Raw genomic sequence first — 16,241 nt, 5'->3', positions numbered from 1 at the left:
TGGGATCGGTCCTGTATGCGGGCGATCACCGCAACGGCAATGCCCGTGCGACTGTTCGATCAAGCAACACCGACAGAGGCGCCCGCACCGGGTTACGGCGAGATGATCGGCCGGGAATCTACCGAGCAGCCTCTGTCGCGCTGACTATGCACCAGCACATCGCAGATACAGGAATCTGGAGATTGTCGCAGTCTCTGCGGTGCCCCGACCAGCGAGATTCCGGGTTCGCGCTTCGCGCGCCCCGGAATGACGCCGCAAGGAACTACTCGCTCGCCGCCAGCACCGTGCCCGCGACCTCGCCGAAGCCGATGCGGTAGCCGTCGCCTTGGCACCAGCCGCGCATCACCAAGCTGTCGCCGTCTTCGAGGAAGCCGCGGGTCTCGCCGCCGGGCAATTGCAGCGGCTCCGAGCCGTTCCAGCTCAATTCCAGCAGGCTGCCGAGCTGATCCTTCTCCGGGCCCGACACCGTGCCGGAGCCGAGCAGGTCGCCAACGCTCATCGCGCAGCCGCTCGAGGCGTGGTGCACGAGCTGCTGCACCGACGACCAGTACATGTATTTGAAATTGGTCGCGCTGATCCGCGCCGGCTGCTGCATCGCCGGCGTCCGCAAGGCGACTTCCAGCGCCATGTCGTAGTTGTTGGCGCCCTTCTGCTGCAGATACGGCAGCGGCGCTGGGTCCTGCACCGGCCCGGCAACACGAAACGGCTCCAGCGCCTCGCGGGTGACGATCCATGGGCTGATCGAGGTCGCGAACGCTTTGGCTTGGAATGGCCCGAGCGGCACGTACTCCCATTGCTGGATGTCGCGCGCGCTCCAATCATTGAGCAGCGTGAAGCCGAAGATCATCTCCTCGGCCTGCTGTTCGGTCAGCATCGACCCCATCACTGAGGACTGCCCGACCACCACGCCGATCTCGAGTTCGAAATCGAGCCGCTTGCAAGGTCCGAAGCTCGGCAGCTCCGCCGACGGCGGCTTGAGCTGGCCTCGCGGGCGGTGAATCGCTGTGCCGCTGACCACGACGGTCGAAGCACGGCCGTTGTAGCCGATCGGGATGTGCAGCCAATTCGGCAGCAGCGGATTGGTCTTGTCACGGAACATGGTGCCGACATTGGTGGCGTGTTCCTTCGACGAGTAGAAGTCGGTGAAGCCCTCGACACGCAGCGGCAGATGCAGCTTCACCTGGCGCATCGGCAGCAGCGCCTTGGCGCGCAGCTCCGCATTTTCGCGCAACTCGGGATTATCGTGCCGCAGCAGCGCACTGATCCGCGCCCGCGTGCTGCGCCAGACGTTCGGCCCGAGCGCCATGAAGGCGTTGATCGACCCTTGCGCGAACACGCCCTCCGGCAGATCGAGCAGCTTCGCAACCTGCAATGCTGCGAGGTCGAGCACATGATCACCGATCGCGACACCGACGCGCGGCGATGGATGATCTGCGGTCGAGAACACACCGTAAGGCAGGTTCTGGATCGGAAAGTCCGATCCCGGTTTCACATCGACGAAGGAGCGCAGACGCGGGTCGTTGGGGTGCATGTTTAGTCCTGGATTTCGTTAGCTTCGATGCCGTCGTACTCGAACGTCGTCATGGCCGGGCTTGTCCCGGCCATCCACGCCTTCCTCGCGATCTATGCAGCAAGACGTGGATGCCCGGGACGAGCCCGGGCATGACAGGTTGATGGGTCGTACAAAAACAGCTGGATTGCTTCGTCGCTCCGCTCCTCGCAATGACGAAGATACTACTCCGCATCCGGCTGCCGGCCCGGCTCTGCGGCGACGAAGGCGTCGAGCTTCATTGCTTCGGCTTCGATCTGGCGGATGCGTTCGAACGGGGCGAGGTCGGCGTCGAAGCGACGGGCGTTGAACACTTGCGGGACGATGCAGATGTCGGCGAGCGTCGGCCTATGGCCGAATGCGAACGGCCCCGGCGTCTGCACCAGCCGCGCCTCGATCGCCGCAAAGCCTTGCTCGATCCATTCCTTCGACCAGCACGCGCGGTCGACCTCGTCGACGCCGAGTTCGCTGAGCCGCTTCAGGATGCGCAGGTTTCCGATCGGATGGATGTCGCAGGCCACCGCATAGGCGATCTCGCGCACGATGGCGCGAGCCTTCGGATCTTTCGGCAGCAGCGGCGGCTCGGGGTGGGTCTCGTCGAGATATTCGATGATCGCCAGCGATTGCCCGACGTTGAACTCGCCCTCGCTCCAATACGGCACCAGGCCGGCCGGATTGATCCAGCGGAACGCCTCGAGGTTCTGTTCGCCGTTGCGCAGGTGAACGTAGCGCTGCGCCACCACGATGTTCTTCAAGTTGAGCGCGATCCGCACCCGATACGCCGCGGAGGAGCGGAAATAGCCGTACAGCACCGCGGCGTCGTGATCCTGAGCTTTGCTCATGGCCGGTTCGGATCGAAGCGCTTTTCGAGGCCGTTCCAGCAGTCGGCGTAATCGTCCTGCAGCAGGCCGGAGCTTGCCGCATACTCAGTGACGCGCTGCGGATAGCGGGTCTCGAACATGAACGCCATCGTGCCGGTCAGCTTCACGGGCTTCAGCTCACCGTTGCTGGCATGATCGAACGCCTCGCGATCAGGGCCATGCGGCAGCATCATGTTGTGCAGCGACGCGCCGCCCGGCACGAAGCCCTGCGGCTTGGCGTCGTAGACGCCGTAGATCAGCCCCATGAACTCCGACATGATGTTCATGTGATACCACGGCGGCCGGAACGTGTTCTCCGCCACCATCCAGCGCTCGGGGAAGATCACGAAGTCGATGTTCGCGGTGCCCGGCGTCTCGGACGGCGAGGTCAGCACGGTGAAAATCGACGGATCGGGATGGTCGAAGCCGATCGCGCCGACCGGCGAATAGGTCCGCAGATCGTATTTGTACGGCGCGTAGTTGCCGTGCCAGGCGACGACGTCGATCGGGGAATGCGGCAGCTTGGTCACGTACAGCGAACCGCCCCATTTCACATACAGTTCGGTCGGCGTGTCCTTATCCTCATAGGCGGCGACCGGCGTGAGGAAGTCGCGCGAATTGGCGAGGCAATTGGCGCCGATCGGGCCGCGCTCCGGCAGCGTGAACGCACCGCCATAGTTCTCGCACAGATAACCGCGCGCCGGGCCATCGACCAGTTCTACCCGGAACTTGACGCCGCGCGGGATCACCGCGATCTCGGCCGGCTCGATGGTGATGATTCCGAACTCGGTGACGAGACGCAGGCTCCCCTGCTGCGGCACGAACATCATCTCGCCGTCGGCATTGTAGAAGTGCTGATCGACCATCGACTGGGTGATCAGATAAAGATGCGTCGCCATCCCAGTTTGGGTGTTGACGTCGCCGGCCGTCGTCATGGTACGCACGCCCTGCAGGAAGGTCAGCTTGTCCTGCGGCATCGGCGGCGGGTCCCAGCGCAGCTGCGCGATCGGCAAATCGTGCTCGAAGCACGGCGCCGAACGCCACAACCCCATGTCGGCTTTGGCGAAGCGACCGGAGTGCTTCACCGACGGGCGGATGCGATACAGCCAGCTCCGCTCGTTGGCGCCGCGCGGGGCGGTGAAGGGCGAGCCGGACAATTGCTCGGCGTAGAGACCGTAGGCGCAGCGCTGCGGCGAATTGCGTCCGACCGGCAATGCGCCGGGCAGCGCCTCGGTCTCGAACGAATTGCCGAACCCCGACATATAGCCGGGCGTGATGCCTTGCGATGAGCCGCCGAGGATCTGCGGCGCGGCATTGATGTTCATGGTCGTCCTCCGATCGGTTGGCGAGGGACGCGGCCGAAGCCGCGCTTGCGGTTCGGACTAACCGCCCTGAAGGGCGGCCCACATTTCGCGATCGCGCTCGGCGGTCCAGATCACCGGATCGTCGATGCCCGAGGCTTCGTCGAACGCGCGCGACACGTTGAACGGCAGGCAGTGCTCGTAGATCGCGAAGGACGCGAATTTCGGGTCCATCACCTCGCGGGTGGCGTCCCAGGTTTCCTTCAGGCTGCGACCTTTGGCGACCGAGATCTCGGCGGCGCCGTACAGCGTGCCGACGAAATCGCGCGTCATCGCGATCGCCTCGCGCGTTGTCTCCAGCCCCTTCAGCGCGTCGCCGCGCCCGGGTGCGATCGCCTTCGGATTGAACTCGCGGATCTCGTTCAGCGTCGCCGGCCATTCACGCAAATACGCGTCGCCGCAATAGCAGGCCGAGTGATATTCGACGAGGTCGCCGGTGAACATCACCTGCGCGTCCGGCACCCAGGCGACGATGTCACCTGACGTATGGCCGGCGCCGAGCTGCATCAGCCGCACCTCACGCTTGCCGAGGAAGACCGACATCTCGCCGTCGAACGCCAGCGTCGGCCAAGTCAGCCCCGGAATGCTCTCGGCATCCTGGAACAGCCGCGGAAACCGTCCGTATTCCGAATCCCAATCCTGCTGGCCGCGCTCCTCAATCAGCCGATAGGTCTCCTGCGACGCGATGATGCCTTGCGCCTGATAGGCCGACGCGCCGAGCACGCGCACCGCATGATAGTGCGACAGCACCACATATTTGATCGGTTTGTCGGTGACGCTGCGGACGCGCTCGATCACCTTACCCGCCATCGCCGGCGTCGCTTGCGCGTCGAACACCAGACAACCATCGTCGCCGACGATCACTGCCGAATTCGGATCACCCTCCGCCGTGAATGCATAGAGATCGGGCCCGATCTCGGAAAACGTCACCTTCTTCTCGGCGAGGTCGGTGGTGGAGGCGAAGCCTTTGGCCATGTGGGGTCCTTACTCTGTTTCTAGTTGGTCATTCCGGGGCGCTCGCGCAGCGAGCGAACCCGGAATCCCGAGCTGTTCTGCGACCGCCGCTTCGCACATCACTTCGAGATTCCGGGTTCGCGCCTGACGGCGCGCCCCGGAATGACGAACCTGGGGCTGTGCTTGCGCCGCGCGGTTTCGTTGACGCCGCTCACTCCCGTTGCCCCTCCACCACGCCCCGCTTCGCCAACGCCGTCGCCTCGCGCAGCAAATCGAGATCGCCGATGTGATTGGCGAGGATCAGCACCAGCGCGGCGTCGAGTGCCGCGCTCTGTTCGTCGCTGAGCCCGCGATGCGCCTCGACAATCAGCCGGTAGGCAGCATCGGGATCGGCGAAATTGCTGGCGGTGGAGAGCGCGTCGGTCATCGGACGCCCCTCCCCTTCGAACGCCCTCGTCTGCACATCGACTTCTCCCCAGCCGCTGCGCGCCCCCTCGCCCCGCTCTTGCGGGGAGAGGGTCGGGGTGAGGGGCGATGCGGGCACGGTGTCTCGGCCTCGTCGAGACGCCCCCTCACCCGCCGCGCATCTGACGATGCGCGTCGACCTCTCCCCGCACGCGGGGAGAGGTGATGTCGTGCCTGGGGTGAGAGGCTCCGCACCATGCGCTGCGATGCTCGTTCGAAGCTCTGAGTCGCGACAAATGTCATCACTACCCTCATCGTCCGCACGCCCGCGCCAGGGCTGTGTCGACGGCAGCCTGCGTCGGATGGCGGAACCGCGCGGCGACGTAGCCATCGGGGCGGAGCAAATAGGCCGAGCCCGGCGCGGCATCGTAGCGCTGCGCGAAGGCGCCCTGCTCGTCGCGCAGCGGCGCATTGTCGCCGATCCGGATGCTGCGGACGCCCGGCGGCAACGGGGCGGCGCCGCCATTGGCTCGCTCCAGCAGTACGAAACCGCCGCCGGCCTGGATGAACGCGTCAGTGAGGTAGACCGGCGTGCCATCGGCCGCCTTCAGCGGTGCGTCGCGCATCGCAGCGCCAGGCCCGGGGCCCGAACTCCAGATGTCGACATCATCCGTCGACAGCGAGGATTGGTACACGGAGGGCGTCGACAGCCGGCCGGCATTGACCATTCGCTTGGCGAATTCGACATCGTGCGCCAGCGCCAGCACCGCGTCGCGCAGCCGGCGCTCCTGCTTGGAATGCGGCGCGATGAAATCGGTCGAACGGGTGGAGTGGCGGATGTTGTCGTCGGCCGCCTGGCTGCGCTCGACATCGTAGCTGTCGAGCAGGCTGGCCGGCGCCTGCCCGCGCAGCACCAGATCGAGCTTCCAGGCAAGGTTCTCGCCATCCTCGAGGCCCGAATTCGCGCCGCGCGCGCCGAACGGCGACACCTGATGGGCGGAGTCGCCGGCGAAGATCACCCGCTCGTGCAGGAAGCGCTGCATCCGCCGGCATTGGAACTTGTAGATCGAGATCCACTCGAAGCTGAAATCGCCGTGGCCGAGCATCCGCTCGATCCGCGGCCGCACCCGCTCCGGCTGACGCTCCACCGCAGCATCGGCCTCAGGCCCGATCTGCAGATCAATCCGCCAGACGTCGTCGGGCTGGCGATGCAGCAGCGCCGACTGGCCGGAATGGAACGGCGGATCGAACCAGAACCAGCGCTCGGTCGGAAACTCCGCCGTCATCTTCACGTCGGCGATCAGGAACTGATCTTCGAACACTTCGCCGGCGAACTCAGCGCCGACCATGCCGCGCAGGCTCGAGCGGGCACCGTCACAGGCGACCACGTAGTCGGCGGCAAGACGATACGTCCCATCCGGCGTCTCGATTGTCAGCTCGGCGTGATCGTTGTGCTGGGCGAGCGCCGTCACCTTGTTGCGCCAGCGCAGATCGATTCCCGGGAGTTGCTGCACCCGGCCGACCAGGAATGCCTCGGCGTAGTATTGCTGCAGGTTGACGAAGGCCGGCATCTTGTGGCCGGTCTCCGGCAGCAGGTCGAAGCGATACACCATCTCGTCGCGGCGAAAGATCTTGCCGACCTGCCAGACAACGCCCTTCTCGACCATCTGCGCGCCGACGCCGAGCCGGTCCCAGACTTCGAGCGCACGCTTGGAAAAACAGATCGCGCGCGAGCCCTCGCCGATCCGGTCGGCATCGTCGAGCAGCACGACGTTTTGGCCGCGCTGCGCCAGATCGATCGCCAGCGACAATCCGACCGGACCGGCGCCGACCACCACGACCGGATGGCGCGCCGGCTCTTTGCGATCCTGATCCGGATGCCGGCGATAGCCGAACTGGAAATGTTCCTGATGGGCCATCGGCCTCAGCCCTGCCGACCCGTCCCGTGCAAAGCGCTGGTCAAGGCGTCCTCCTGCATGATAGTTTCATTTGCAACTATCTAAGCCGCAGTCGTCGCGCCGCGCAACCCGGCCCCGGAGATTTTTTTTGACGAAGCTCGATTTGTTCTCGTTTGTGCCGTTCCAGCTCAATCGGCTGGCAGCGGAAGTCAGCGCCGCGCTGTCGGAGGAGTATCAGCAGCGCTATGGGCTGGATATTCCCGGCTGGCGCATTCTCGCGACCCTCGGTTTTCGCAGCGATGCCTGCACGGCCCAGTTCATTGCGCAGTGCACACGCACGCACAAATCGACGATCAGCCGTGCGGTGAACGGCCTGTTGGACCGCGAACTGATCGAACGGGTCGAGAACGAGGATGACCGCCGCGAGTTTCGGCTGCGTCTCACCAAGAAAGGCCGCGCCCTGTATCTCGAACTGGTTCCCCGGCTGAAACGCAAGGAACAGGACATCTTGTCCTGCCTGTCGTCCCGCGAACTCGAACAGTTCGCCGCAGCGCTCGGCAAGATCGAGCGACATCTGAACCTGATCCAGGCCAGCCACGACCATTCCGAGACGACCCCAGCGAAGGCATCTGCTTCGGTCGGATAGCCGCGTTTTCGGTGCAGCACGTCGCGGCCCGTAAATATGCGGCTGCTATGACGAAGAGCGCCGCGGCTTGCGGCAATTGACAGGCGCGATCACGACGGGGTGAGATGCGACGCACAAAGTCCGAGTTGACCGCCCGACACGATCGGGACTGTTTTCACCGCAAATCCGGCATCGCATGAAACTTCATCTCGGCCTGGTCGTTCTGCTGCTCGCTATCGTCACGGCCATGCCGCAATCGTTCGCTGCCGATGGTGCGGCACCGCGCATCGCGCTGGTGATCGGCAACGGCAAATATCCGGATGCGGACCGGCCGTTGAGACAGCCGGGCAACGATGCCCGTGCACTGACCGCTGAGTTGCAGCGCGCGGGCTTCGATGTGGAGCTGGGCGAAGACCTGAGCGGCGATGCCATGCGGCGCGCCTTCGATCGGCTGTATCAGCGCGTCAAGCCGGGGTCGGTGGCGCTGGTGTTCTTCAGCGGCTTCGGAATCCAATCCGGGCGGCAGAGCTATCTGGTGCCGGTCGATGCTCAGATCTGGACCGAACCGGATGTCCGGCGCGACGGCGTCTCGCTCGAGGCCGTGCTCGGCGAACTGAACAGCCGCGGCGCCGCGGTCAAGATCGCGTTGATCGACGCCTCGCGGCGCAACCCGTTCGAGCGCCGCTTCCGCAGCTTCTCGGCCGGCCTGGCGCCGGTCATCGCACCGAGCGGATCGCTGGTGATGTACGCTGCGGCGCTCAGCGCCGTCGTGACCGACAATGACGCCGACCGCAGCCCGTTCGTCAGCGCATTGATCACGGACATCCGCGAGCCGGGGATTTCCGCCGAAGAGGCGCTCAACCGCACCCGGACCACCGTCACCCGCGCCTCGCATGGCGAGCAGGTGCCGTGGATCTCGTCCTCGCTCGCCGAGAACTTCATTTTCGTGCCGGGCGCCAAGGCCGTTGCCAAGACCGCAGACCAGCCATCCGACACGCCGGTCGAGCCCGCCAAACCGGCCGCAACTCCGGCAACGGCGGAAACCACAAAGCCCGCGGCAACGGCCGCCGACACAAAGCCGCCGCAGATAGCGCAACCGAAGCCCTCCGACAGCGGCGGCGATGACAAATTGGTGCTGGCGCTCGCGAGCGATCCGACGGTGAAATCGCTCACCGCGCGAATTACGGAGCGCCCATCCGACGGCAATGCGTATTACCGGCGAGGCCAGGTCTATGCCAGCAAGGGCGCGTATCGAGCTGCGATCAAGGACTTCGACGAGGCGATCCGCCTCAACGCCAAGGACGTCGAGGCTTACAACAACCGCTGTTGGGCCCGCACCGTGATCGGCGAGCTGGAACGTGCGCTCGCCGACTGCGATCAGGCGCTGCTGCTGCGCCCGAACTTCGTTGATGCGCTCGACAGCCGCGGGCTGCTGCACCTGAAGAGCGGCCGCGACAAGGCCGCGATCGCCGACTTCGACGCCGCGCTCAAGATCAATCCGCGCCTGACCTCGTCGCTGTATGGCCGCGGGCTGGCGCGCAAGCGGATCGGGCTCACCTCAGAAGGCGAAATCGACCTGACCACGGCCAAGAAGCTCGATCCCAATATCGGCCAAGAATTCGCCGGCTACGGCGTGCAATAGGCGTAGCCGCTGCGCCGCCACGCGGGGCGTTGAACCTGCCGGCGCGATGGCGCGACGATCGAAATGACAAGGCGATGCCGGTCCTTCGCACGCGGAGCGATCGCCAGATCTCAGGAGGACGCAAGATGACCCGGATGTCTGCAGCGGGGTTCTGCGCCAAGCTCGGCGCGCTGATGCTGGGACTTGGCGCGATGCTGCCGCTCGGCGCAGCCCAGGCCGGCGAGGTCACGTCGGACCAGATCGTCCGGGCGCTGACGCCGAACAAACCGCTGACCCGCAGCCTGTCGGCCGCACAGCCGGCCGCAGCAACCGATCCCGGCCAAACGAAGTTCGTCGACAGCCTGCGCAACCGGCCGACCCGGTCGCTGTCGCTCGGTGAACGCACCCAGATCGCCGAAATCACCAAGGACAAGCCGAACATCGACCTCGAAATCACCTTCGAGTACAACTCCGCAACTATCAGCCGTCAGGCGGCGCCGGCCGTCGAAGCGCTCGGCAAGGCACTGTCCAGCCCGGATCTCAAAGGCGGCACCTTCGTGGTCGCCGGCCACACCGACAGCGTCGGCAGCGACTCGTTCAATCAGGAATTGTCCGAACGTCGCGCTGATACCATCAAGCGTGTGCTGGTCGACAAATACGGCATCGCGAGTGCCGACCTCGTCACGGTCGGCTACGGCGAAAGCCGGCTGAAAGATCCGGCGCACCCCGACAGCGGCGTCAATCGACGAGTTCAGGTGGTCAACATGTCCGGCCAGAGCGCTTCTGCCAAATGATCGGCACTTTGGCCGACGATAAAGCGACTTCAGGGCGTTCCGCCGTGCGGGACGCCTTCGCTGTTTCGTCACTATCGGGCCGTGTATAGAGGGCGGCGCTCCGACGCCGCAGCTCCCGCCGTCGAACCGGCCGCACCGCCAATCTCGAAAGTTCGCCGAGTATACAGATGATCAACGCGAGGAACCGTTCGAATCTGTTGCCGGCACGCGCTACGATCGCCGCCGGCTGCTGGTGCGGTTTCGCCCTACTGATACCCGCTTACGCAGACCAACCCGTGGCCACGGAGGGCGTACAGGTCGTCGTTGCCAAAGCCACCAATGCCTGCTTCTCCGACAAGGTCCGGATCACCGGCTTCGTGGTGCCGCGCAAGGAAGCGGTGCTGATCGCCGACGGCGACGGCCGCGTCACCGATGTTCTGGTGCACGAGGGCGACATCGTCACCCAGGATCAGGACCTCGTCCGGGTCGCCGGGGCCAGCGGCAACAGGACGCTGAAAGCGCCGGCCGCGGGGCTGATTACAGAGGTACGAACCATCGCCGGCGCGCCGGCCTCGCCGCTCGCCGGTCCGATGCTGCGGATCGCGGTCGGCAATGAGCTGGAAGTCGAAGCCGAGGTCCCGAGCATTCACGCCCTCAAGGTCAGTCCCGGGGCCACCGCGCGGATCGGCCGCGATGACGGCACCGAGCTCACCGGCGTGGTCCGGCTCGGCGCGCCGCAGATCGATCGTAAGACCCAGTTCGGCCAGGTGCGGATCGCGCTCGCCGGCTCTCCCGCCCTGAAGGTCGGGATGTTCGTCCGCGTCACCATCGATGCGCGGCGAAGCTGCGGCGTATCGATCCCGCGCTCGGCGATCGACCACGCCACCGTGCAGGTGGTGAACAACAACATCGTCGAGACCCGCACCGTCAAGGTCGGACTGACATCCGATCATGCGATCGAGATCGTCGAAGGCGTGCGCGAAGGCGAAACCGTGGTGGCCGACGCCGGCACCTCGCTGCACGACGGCGACCGCATCAAGCCGATCTTCACGACCGATTCCGAACGATCGAAAGCGCGCTGATGGGCCTCAACGTTTCCTCCTGGTCGATCCGGCATCCGCTGCCATCGATCGTGTTCTCGATCATCCTCTTGGCGCTGGGCTGGATCAGCTTCACCAAGCTCGCCGTGACACGGTTGCCGAGCGCCGACATTCCGGTGATCTCGGTGGCGGTGTCGCAGTTCGGCGCGGCGCCGGCCGAGCTGGAAGCGCAGGTCACCAAGACCATCGAGGACGGCGTGTCCGGCGTCGAAGGCGTGCGCCATATCGCATCCTCGATCACCGACGGCCTATCGGTGACGACGATCCAGTTCGCGCTGGAAACCAACACCGAGCGCGCGCTCAACGACGTCAAGGATGCGGTGACGCGGGTCCGCGCCAACCTGCCGCAGAACATCAACGAACCACTGATCCAGCGTGTCGACGTGATCGGGCTGCCGATCGTCACCTATGCGGCGATCTCGCCCGGCAAGACGCCAGAACAGCTCTCCTGGTTCGTCGACGACGTCGTCAAGCGCGCGCTGCAGGGCGTGCGCGGCGTCGCCCAGGTCGAGCGGATCGGCGGTGTCGAACGCGAGATCCTGGTATCGCTCGATCCCGACCGGCTGCGCGCTGCGGGACTGACCGCGCTCGACGTGTCGCGGCGGCTGCGCGGCACCAATGTCGATCTCGCCGGCGGCCGCGCCGAGATCGGCAACAACGATCAGGCGATCCGCACGCTCGCCGGCGCCCGGACGCTCAACGATCTCGCCGGCACCATGATCAGCCTGAATGCCGGCGGCGAGGTGCGGCTCGACGATCTCGGCACCGTCACCGACACCATCGCGGCGCGCCGCACCTTCGCCCGCTTCAACGGCGAGCCGGTGGTGGCGCTCGGCATCAAGCGCTCCAAGGGCGCCAGCGACGTCGTCGTCGCCGAAGCAGTGCAGAAGCGGATCGACGCGCTGGCCGCGCAATATCCCGACGTCGAACTGAAGCTGATCGACACCTCGGTCGATTACACCAAAGGCAATTACGAGGCGGCGATCTCGACGCTGTTCGAGGGCGCGATCCTCGCCGTGATCGTGGTGTTCCTATTCCTGCGCGATTTCCGCGCCACCGTGATCGCGGCGATCTCGCTGCCGCTGTCGATCTTCCCGGCGTTCTGGGCGATGGACATGCTGGGGTTCTCGCTGAACCTCGTCAGCTTCCTCGCCATCACGCTGTCGACGGGTATTCTGGTCGACGACGCCATCGTCGAGATCGAGAACATCGTCCGCCACATGCGGATGGGCAAATCGCCGTATCAAGCGGCGATCGAAGCCGCCGACGAGATCGGCCTCGCGGTGATCGCAATCTCGCTGACCATTATCGCGATCTTCGCGCCGGCCAGCTTCATGTCGGGCATCGCCGGACAGTTCTTCAAACAGTTCGGCATCACCGTTTCGGTTCAGGTGTTCTTCTCGCTGCTGGCGGCGCGATTCGTGACCCCGGTGCTGGCGGCGTATTTCCTCAAAGACCATCCGCACGTCGAGAAACCGCCGGGCCGGGTGCTGCGAGCCTACACCCGGATCGTCACCTGGTCGGTGCAGCACTATTACATCACGGTGCTGATCGGGCTAGGCATCTTTGCAGCGTCGATCTGGAGCATCGTGCTGCTGCCGCAGGGCTTCCTGCCGGCGCAGGACACCGCCCGCTCGGTGCTGGCGATGCAGTTGCCGCCCGGCACCCCGATCGGCACCACCGAGAAGACCACCGAGGCGATCGTCAAGCTGCTGCGCGAGCGGCCCGAGGTGAAAAGCGTGTTCGTCGATGGCGGCCGGGTGCCGCCAGGCATCCAGGAAGTGCGGCGCGCCTCGCTGATCATCAACTACACGCCGAAGCACGACCGCTCGATCACCCAGCGTGAGCTGGAGCACGAGATCAGCAAGCAGCTCGATCAGGTGCCGGACATCCGCTACTGGTTCCTCGACGAGAACGGCCTGCGCGCGATCTCGCTGGTGGTGACTGGCGACGACAGCGCTGTAGTCGACAACGTCGCCCAGGAACTCGCGTCGCAGATGAAACGGATTCCGCTGATCTCCAACGTGATTTCGGAGACCGCGCTGGATCGGCCCGAACTGCGGATTCGCCCCCGCGCCGATCTCGCCGCCCGGCTCGGCGTCTCGACCGAGAGCCTCTCCGAGACCATCCGCGTTGCGACCATCGGCGATGTCGGCCCGGCGCTCGCCAAATTCGACGCCGGCGACCGGCTGGTACCGATCCGGGTGCAACTCGAGGATTCGGCGCGCGGCGAGCTCGCCACGCTCGAACAGCTTCAGGTGCCGATCTATGGCGGCCGCGGCGCGGTGCCGCTGTCGGTCGTCGCCGACGTCAAATTCGATCAGGGCCCGACCAGTATCAACCGCTATGACCGGTTGCGCCAGGCGACCGTCGCGGCTGACCTCGTCGGTAATTCCGCGCTCGGCGACGCCACCAGGCAGATCAACGAGCTGCCGGTGATGAAGTCGCTGCCGAAGGGCGTCAAGGTCAGCCCATCGGGCGATGCCGAAAACCTCGCCGAACTCTCGGACGGTTTCGCCACGGCGATCAGCGGCGGCCTGATGATGGTCTATGCGGTGCTGGTGCTGCTGTTCGGCACCTTCCTGCAGCCGATCACCATCCTGTTCTCGCTGCCGCTGTCGATCGGCGGCGCGATCGGCGCACTGCTGCTGACCGGCAAACAGCTCACCACGCCGGTGTGGATCGGCATCCTGATGCTGATGGGCATCGTCACCAAGAACGCCATCATGCTGATCGAATTCGCCATGGAGGCGATCCGCGACGGCAAGAGCCGCGACGCGGCGATCATCGACGCCGGCCAGAAGCGCGCCCGCCCGATCGTGATGACCACGATCGCGATGGTGGCCGGCATGATGCCGAGCGCGCTGGCGTTCGGCGCCGGCGGCGAATTCCGCTCGCCGATGGCGCTGGCGGTGATCGGCGGCCTGATCTTCTCCACGGTGCTGTCGCTGATCTTCGTGCCGGCCGTGTTCATGATGATGGATGACGTCGGCCGCGGCTTCTGGGCGGTCGGCAGACGGCTGCTCAGCGGCAGCGCGCGCGAGGCGGCCGAGGCGGCGCCGGATGCAGCGGCACCCTCTGCCGCCACCGAGCACCAGCCTGCCGCCCAAAAACCGACGTTCTGACGCGGTTAGGTCGATGCCATCGGACGACGTCAGCCGCATGGACGAGGAGCCGAGATGAAGCCGATCAGGATCGCGGGCGCCATTGCGGCTCTGCTGCTCGTCGCCGCCGCACTGCTGATCGCGATCGGGATTCCGGCCGGCGCGCTGACGGCTGCGATCCAGAGCCGGATCGAGCGCGACACCGGCTACCGGGTGACGATCGCCGGCTCCGGCACGGTGCGGCTGTTTCCGGCGGCGGCGCTGACCCTGCACGACGTCACCGCCGAAATGCCCGGCGGTCGCCCGACCGATCCGCGGCTGAAGATCGCCACCGTCCGCGCCGAACTGTCGCCGACCAGCCTGATGTCGGGAACGCCGCGGGTCACCGAACTGACGCTGATCAAGCCCGAGTTGTCGCTGCCTCTGCTGCGCCGGCGCGATGAAGCTGCAGCCGCACCGGCGCCCGCGCGCAAGGGCGGCGCGGAGCTTGCAGAGATCGAGCGCATCGTGATCCAGGACGGCGCCGTGGTGATGACCAGCGCGGCCGATCGCGTCGAACGGCGGATCGCCGGCATCCAGGCCGACATCGAACGCGACGATGCCAAGGGCCCGATCACCGCCAGTGGCTCTGCGACGCTCGGCCGGTCGCCGGTGTCGTTCGAACTGACTGCAACGCCGTCCTCCGACGACCAGCAGCCGATCCTGGTCGACCTCACGCTCGATGCGCCGGGGCTGCTGACCTCACGCCTCAGCGCGAAGGCGGAAGCGAGGCTGCGCGGCACCGCGCTGGCGATCAACGGCATCAGCGGCAAACTCGGCGATGCGCCGTTCAACGGCTGGGCCTCGGTCGAATTCGCCGGCAAGCCGCGTGTCAAACTCGACCTCGACTTTCAGCGGCTCGACCTCGTCGCCATCACCCGCTCGGCGACGCCGGGCGCGCCGTGGAGCGAGACGCCGCTCGACCTCGTCGGGCTCAATTATGTCGATGCCGACGTCAGGCTGTCGGCCACTGAGCTGAACATCGGTCCGGCCAGGATCGCGCCGGCTTCGGCCGACGCCAAGCTCGCAGCCGGGGTGCTGTCGGTGCAGGCGGCGCGCCTCGGGGCTTATGGCGGGCAAGCGTCTGGCACGCTGGTGATCGACGCCTCCGGCGCCACGCCCGCGTTCGATCTGCGATGCGACATTGCCGGCGTTCACGCTTTGCCGCTGCTCGACGGCCTGGCCGATTTCGATCGGATCGACGGCAAGATGCAGGCGAAGCTGGCGCTCCGCAGCAGCGGCGGCAGCGCCCGCGCCATCGCGGCCGGCCTCGACGGCAGCGCGGCTGTCGGCCTCCGCGACGGCGCGATCCGGGGTTTCGACGTCGTCCGGATGATCCGCAATCTCACCACGCACATTCAGGACGGCTGGCAGATCGCTCCGACCGACGCCACCGATCTGAGCGAATTCGCGGCCTCGTTCCAAATCGCGCAGGGCAAGGCCGAGACCTCGGACTTGAAGCTGGCCGGGCCCTTGGTGAGGATGAGCGGCGCCGGCACGATCGATCTGCCGGCCAAGACGCTGGCGTTCAAGGTCGAACCCAAGCTGGTCGCGACCACCCAAGGCCAAAGCCCGCCGGAACGCGGCATCGCCGCGCCGAACCCGGAGCCGATCGGTTTCGGCATTCCGGTCCGGATCGAGGGCCCGTGGATCGCGCCGCGAATCTATCCGGACATCGCCGGCGTGCTCGATGATCCCGATGCAGCATACCGGCGCCTGCGCGAGATCGGCAGCGGCCTGTTCGGCAACGGCGGCAACGACTCGGGCGACGCAGACCGTTCCGGTCGCGGCAGCGGCGCGGCGGTCAACGAGATCATCAAGCAATTGTTCGGGCGGTGACGATCGATGCAGCGGCGCGGCGAGACCAAGATCGATGCGGCGACGGCAACCAGCGCCGTGTCCGTATCCCAGCGAGGAATGACCATGACGAGGCCGATCGCTCGAGCTCGCGA

The 16,241-nt window shown here is 66.0% G+C and carries 12 protein-coding genes; 6 read left to right on the top strand and 6 right to left on the bottom strand.

Features of this window, described 5'->3' with window-relative positions; genetic code table 11:
- Positions 1-262: 262 nt before the first annotated feature.
- The 6 genes from fahA to DY468_RS20175 form a co-directional block, all read right to left on the bottom strand.
- On the bottom strand, positions 263-1,531 hold the full coding sequence (gene fahA / locus DY468_RS20200) for a fumarylacetoacetase (RefSeq protein WP_164606735.1): 1,269 nt from the start codon (positions 1,529-1,531) through the stop codon (positions 263-265).
- 203 nt (positions 1,532-1,734) lie between these two features.
- Positions 1,735-2,391 carry a maleylacetoacetate isomerase gene (gene maiA, locus DY468_RS20195; protein ID WP_164606733.1) on the bottom strand — a complete coding sequence of 219 codons (657 nt, stop codon included), beginning with the start codon at positions 2,389-2,391 and terminating at the stop codon, positions 1,735-1,737.
- Complete coding sequence (gene hmgA / locus DY468_RS20190; RefSeq protein WP_164606731.1) at positions 2,388-3,734, bottom strand: homogentisate 1,2-dioxygenase; 1,347 nt, start codon at positions 3,732-3,734, stop codon at positions 2,388-2,390. Before hmgA ends, maiA begins: the two co-directional genes overlap by 4 nt.
- Before the next feature lie 57 nt (positions 3,735-3,791).
- On the bottom strand, positions 3,792-4,745 hold the full coding sequence (locus DY468_RS20185) for an MBL fold metallo-hydrolase (protein ID WP_164606729.1): 954 nt from the start codon (positions 4,743-4,745) through the stop codon (positions 3,792-3,794).
- Between the two features lie 190 nt (positions 4,746-4,935).
- On the bottom strand, positions 4,936-5,151 hold the full coding sequence (locus DY468_RS20180; RefSeq protein WP_164606727.1) for a DUF2783 domain-containing protein: 216 nt from the start codon (positions 5,149-5,151) through the stop codon (positions 4,936-4,938).
- A 289-nt stretch (positions 5,152-5,440) separates the two neighbouring features.
- On the bottom strand, positions 5,441-7,048 hold the full coding sequence (locus DY468_RS20175; RefSeq protein WP_164606726.1) for an FAD-dependent oxidoreductase: 1,608 nt from the start codon (positions 7,046-7,048) through the stop codon (positions 5,441-5,443).
- Between the two features lie 127 nt (positions 7,049-7,175).
- Here DY468_RS20175 and DY468_RS20170 point away from each other — a divergent pair, with 127 nt between their 5' ends.
- From DY468_RS20170 to DY468_RS20145, 6 genes are all read left to right on the top strand, one after another.
- The gene (locus DY468_RS20170) at positions 7,176-7,673 is read left to right on the top strand and encodes a MarR family winged helix-turn-helix transcriptional regulator (protein WP_205512558.1); all 498 of its coding nucleotides are present in this window, start codon (positions 7,176-7,178) and stop codon (positions 7,671-7,673) included.
- Between the two features lie 175 nt (positions 7,674-7,848).
- Positions 7,849-9,294 (top strand): caspase family protein, encoded by a 1,446-nt coding sequence (locus DY468_RS20165; RefSeq protein ID WP_164606722.1) that lies wholly within the window; start codon positions 7,849-7,851, stop codon positions 9,292-9,294.
- Between the two features lie 125 nt (positions 9,295-9,419).
- Positions 9,420-10,067, top strand: a complete 648-nt coding sequence (locus DY468_RS20160) for an OmpA family protein (protein ID WP_164606720.1) — start codon at positions 9,420-9,422, stop codon at positions 10,065-10,067.
- A 167-nt stretch (positions 10,068-10,234) separates the two neighbouring features.
- Positions 10,235-11,128, top strand: a complete 894-nt coding sequence (locus tag DY468_RS20155) for an efflux RND transporter periplasmic adaptor subunit (protein ID WP_164606718.1) — start codon at positions 10,235-10,237, stop codon at positions 11,126-11,128.
- The gene (locus DY468_RS20150) at positions 11,128-14,271 is read left to right on the top strand and encodes an efflux RND transporter permease subunit (protein ID WP_164606716.1); all 3,144 of its coding nucleotides are present in this window, start codon (positions 11,128-11,130) and stop codon (positions 14,269-14,271) included. Before DY468_RS20155 ends, DY468_RS20150 begins: the two co-directional genes overlap by 1 nt.
- A gap of 54 nt (positions 14,272-14,325) precedes the next feature.
- Positions 14,326-16,128, top strand: a complete 1,803-nt coding sequence (locus DY468_RS20145; RefSeq protein ID WP_164606714.1) for an AsmA family protein — start codon at positions 14,326-14,328, stop codon at positions 16,126-16,128.
- Positions 16,129-16,241: the final 113 nt, after the last annotated feature.

The sequence above is a fragment of the Rhodopseudomonas sp. BR0M22 genome (genome assembly GCF_010907035.1).
Classification (GTDB): domain Bacteria; phylum Pseudomonadota; class Alphaproteobacteria; order Rhizobiales; family Xanthobacteraceae; genus Rhodopseudomonas.
The sequence above is the reverse complement of the archived record's forward strand: the minus strand, read 5'-3'. Positions and strand labels throughout refer to the sequence as shown.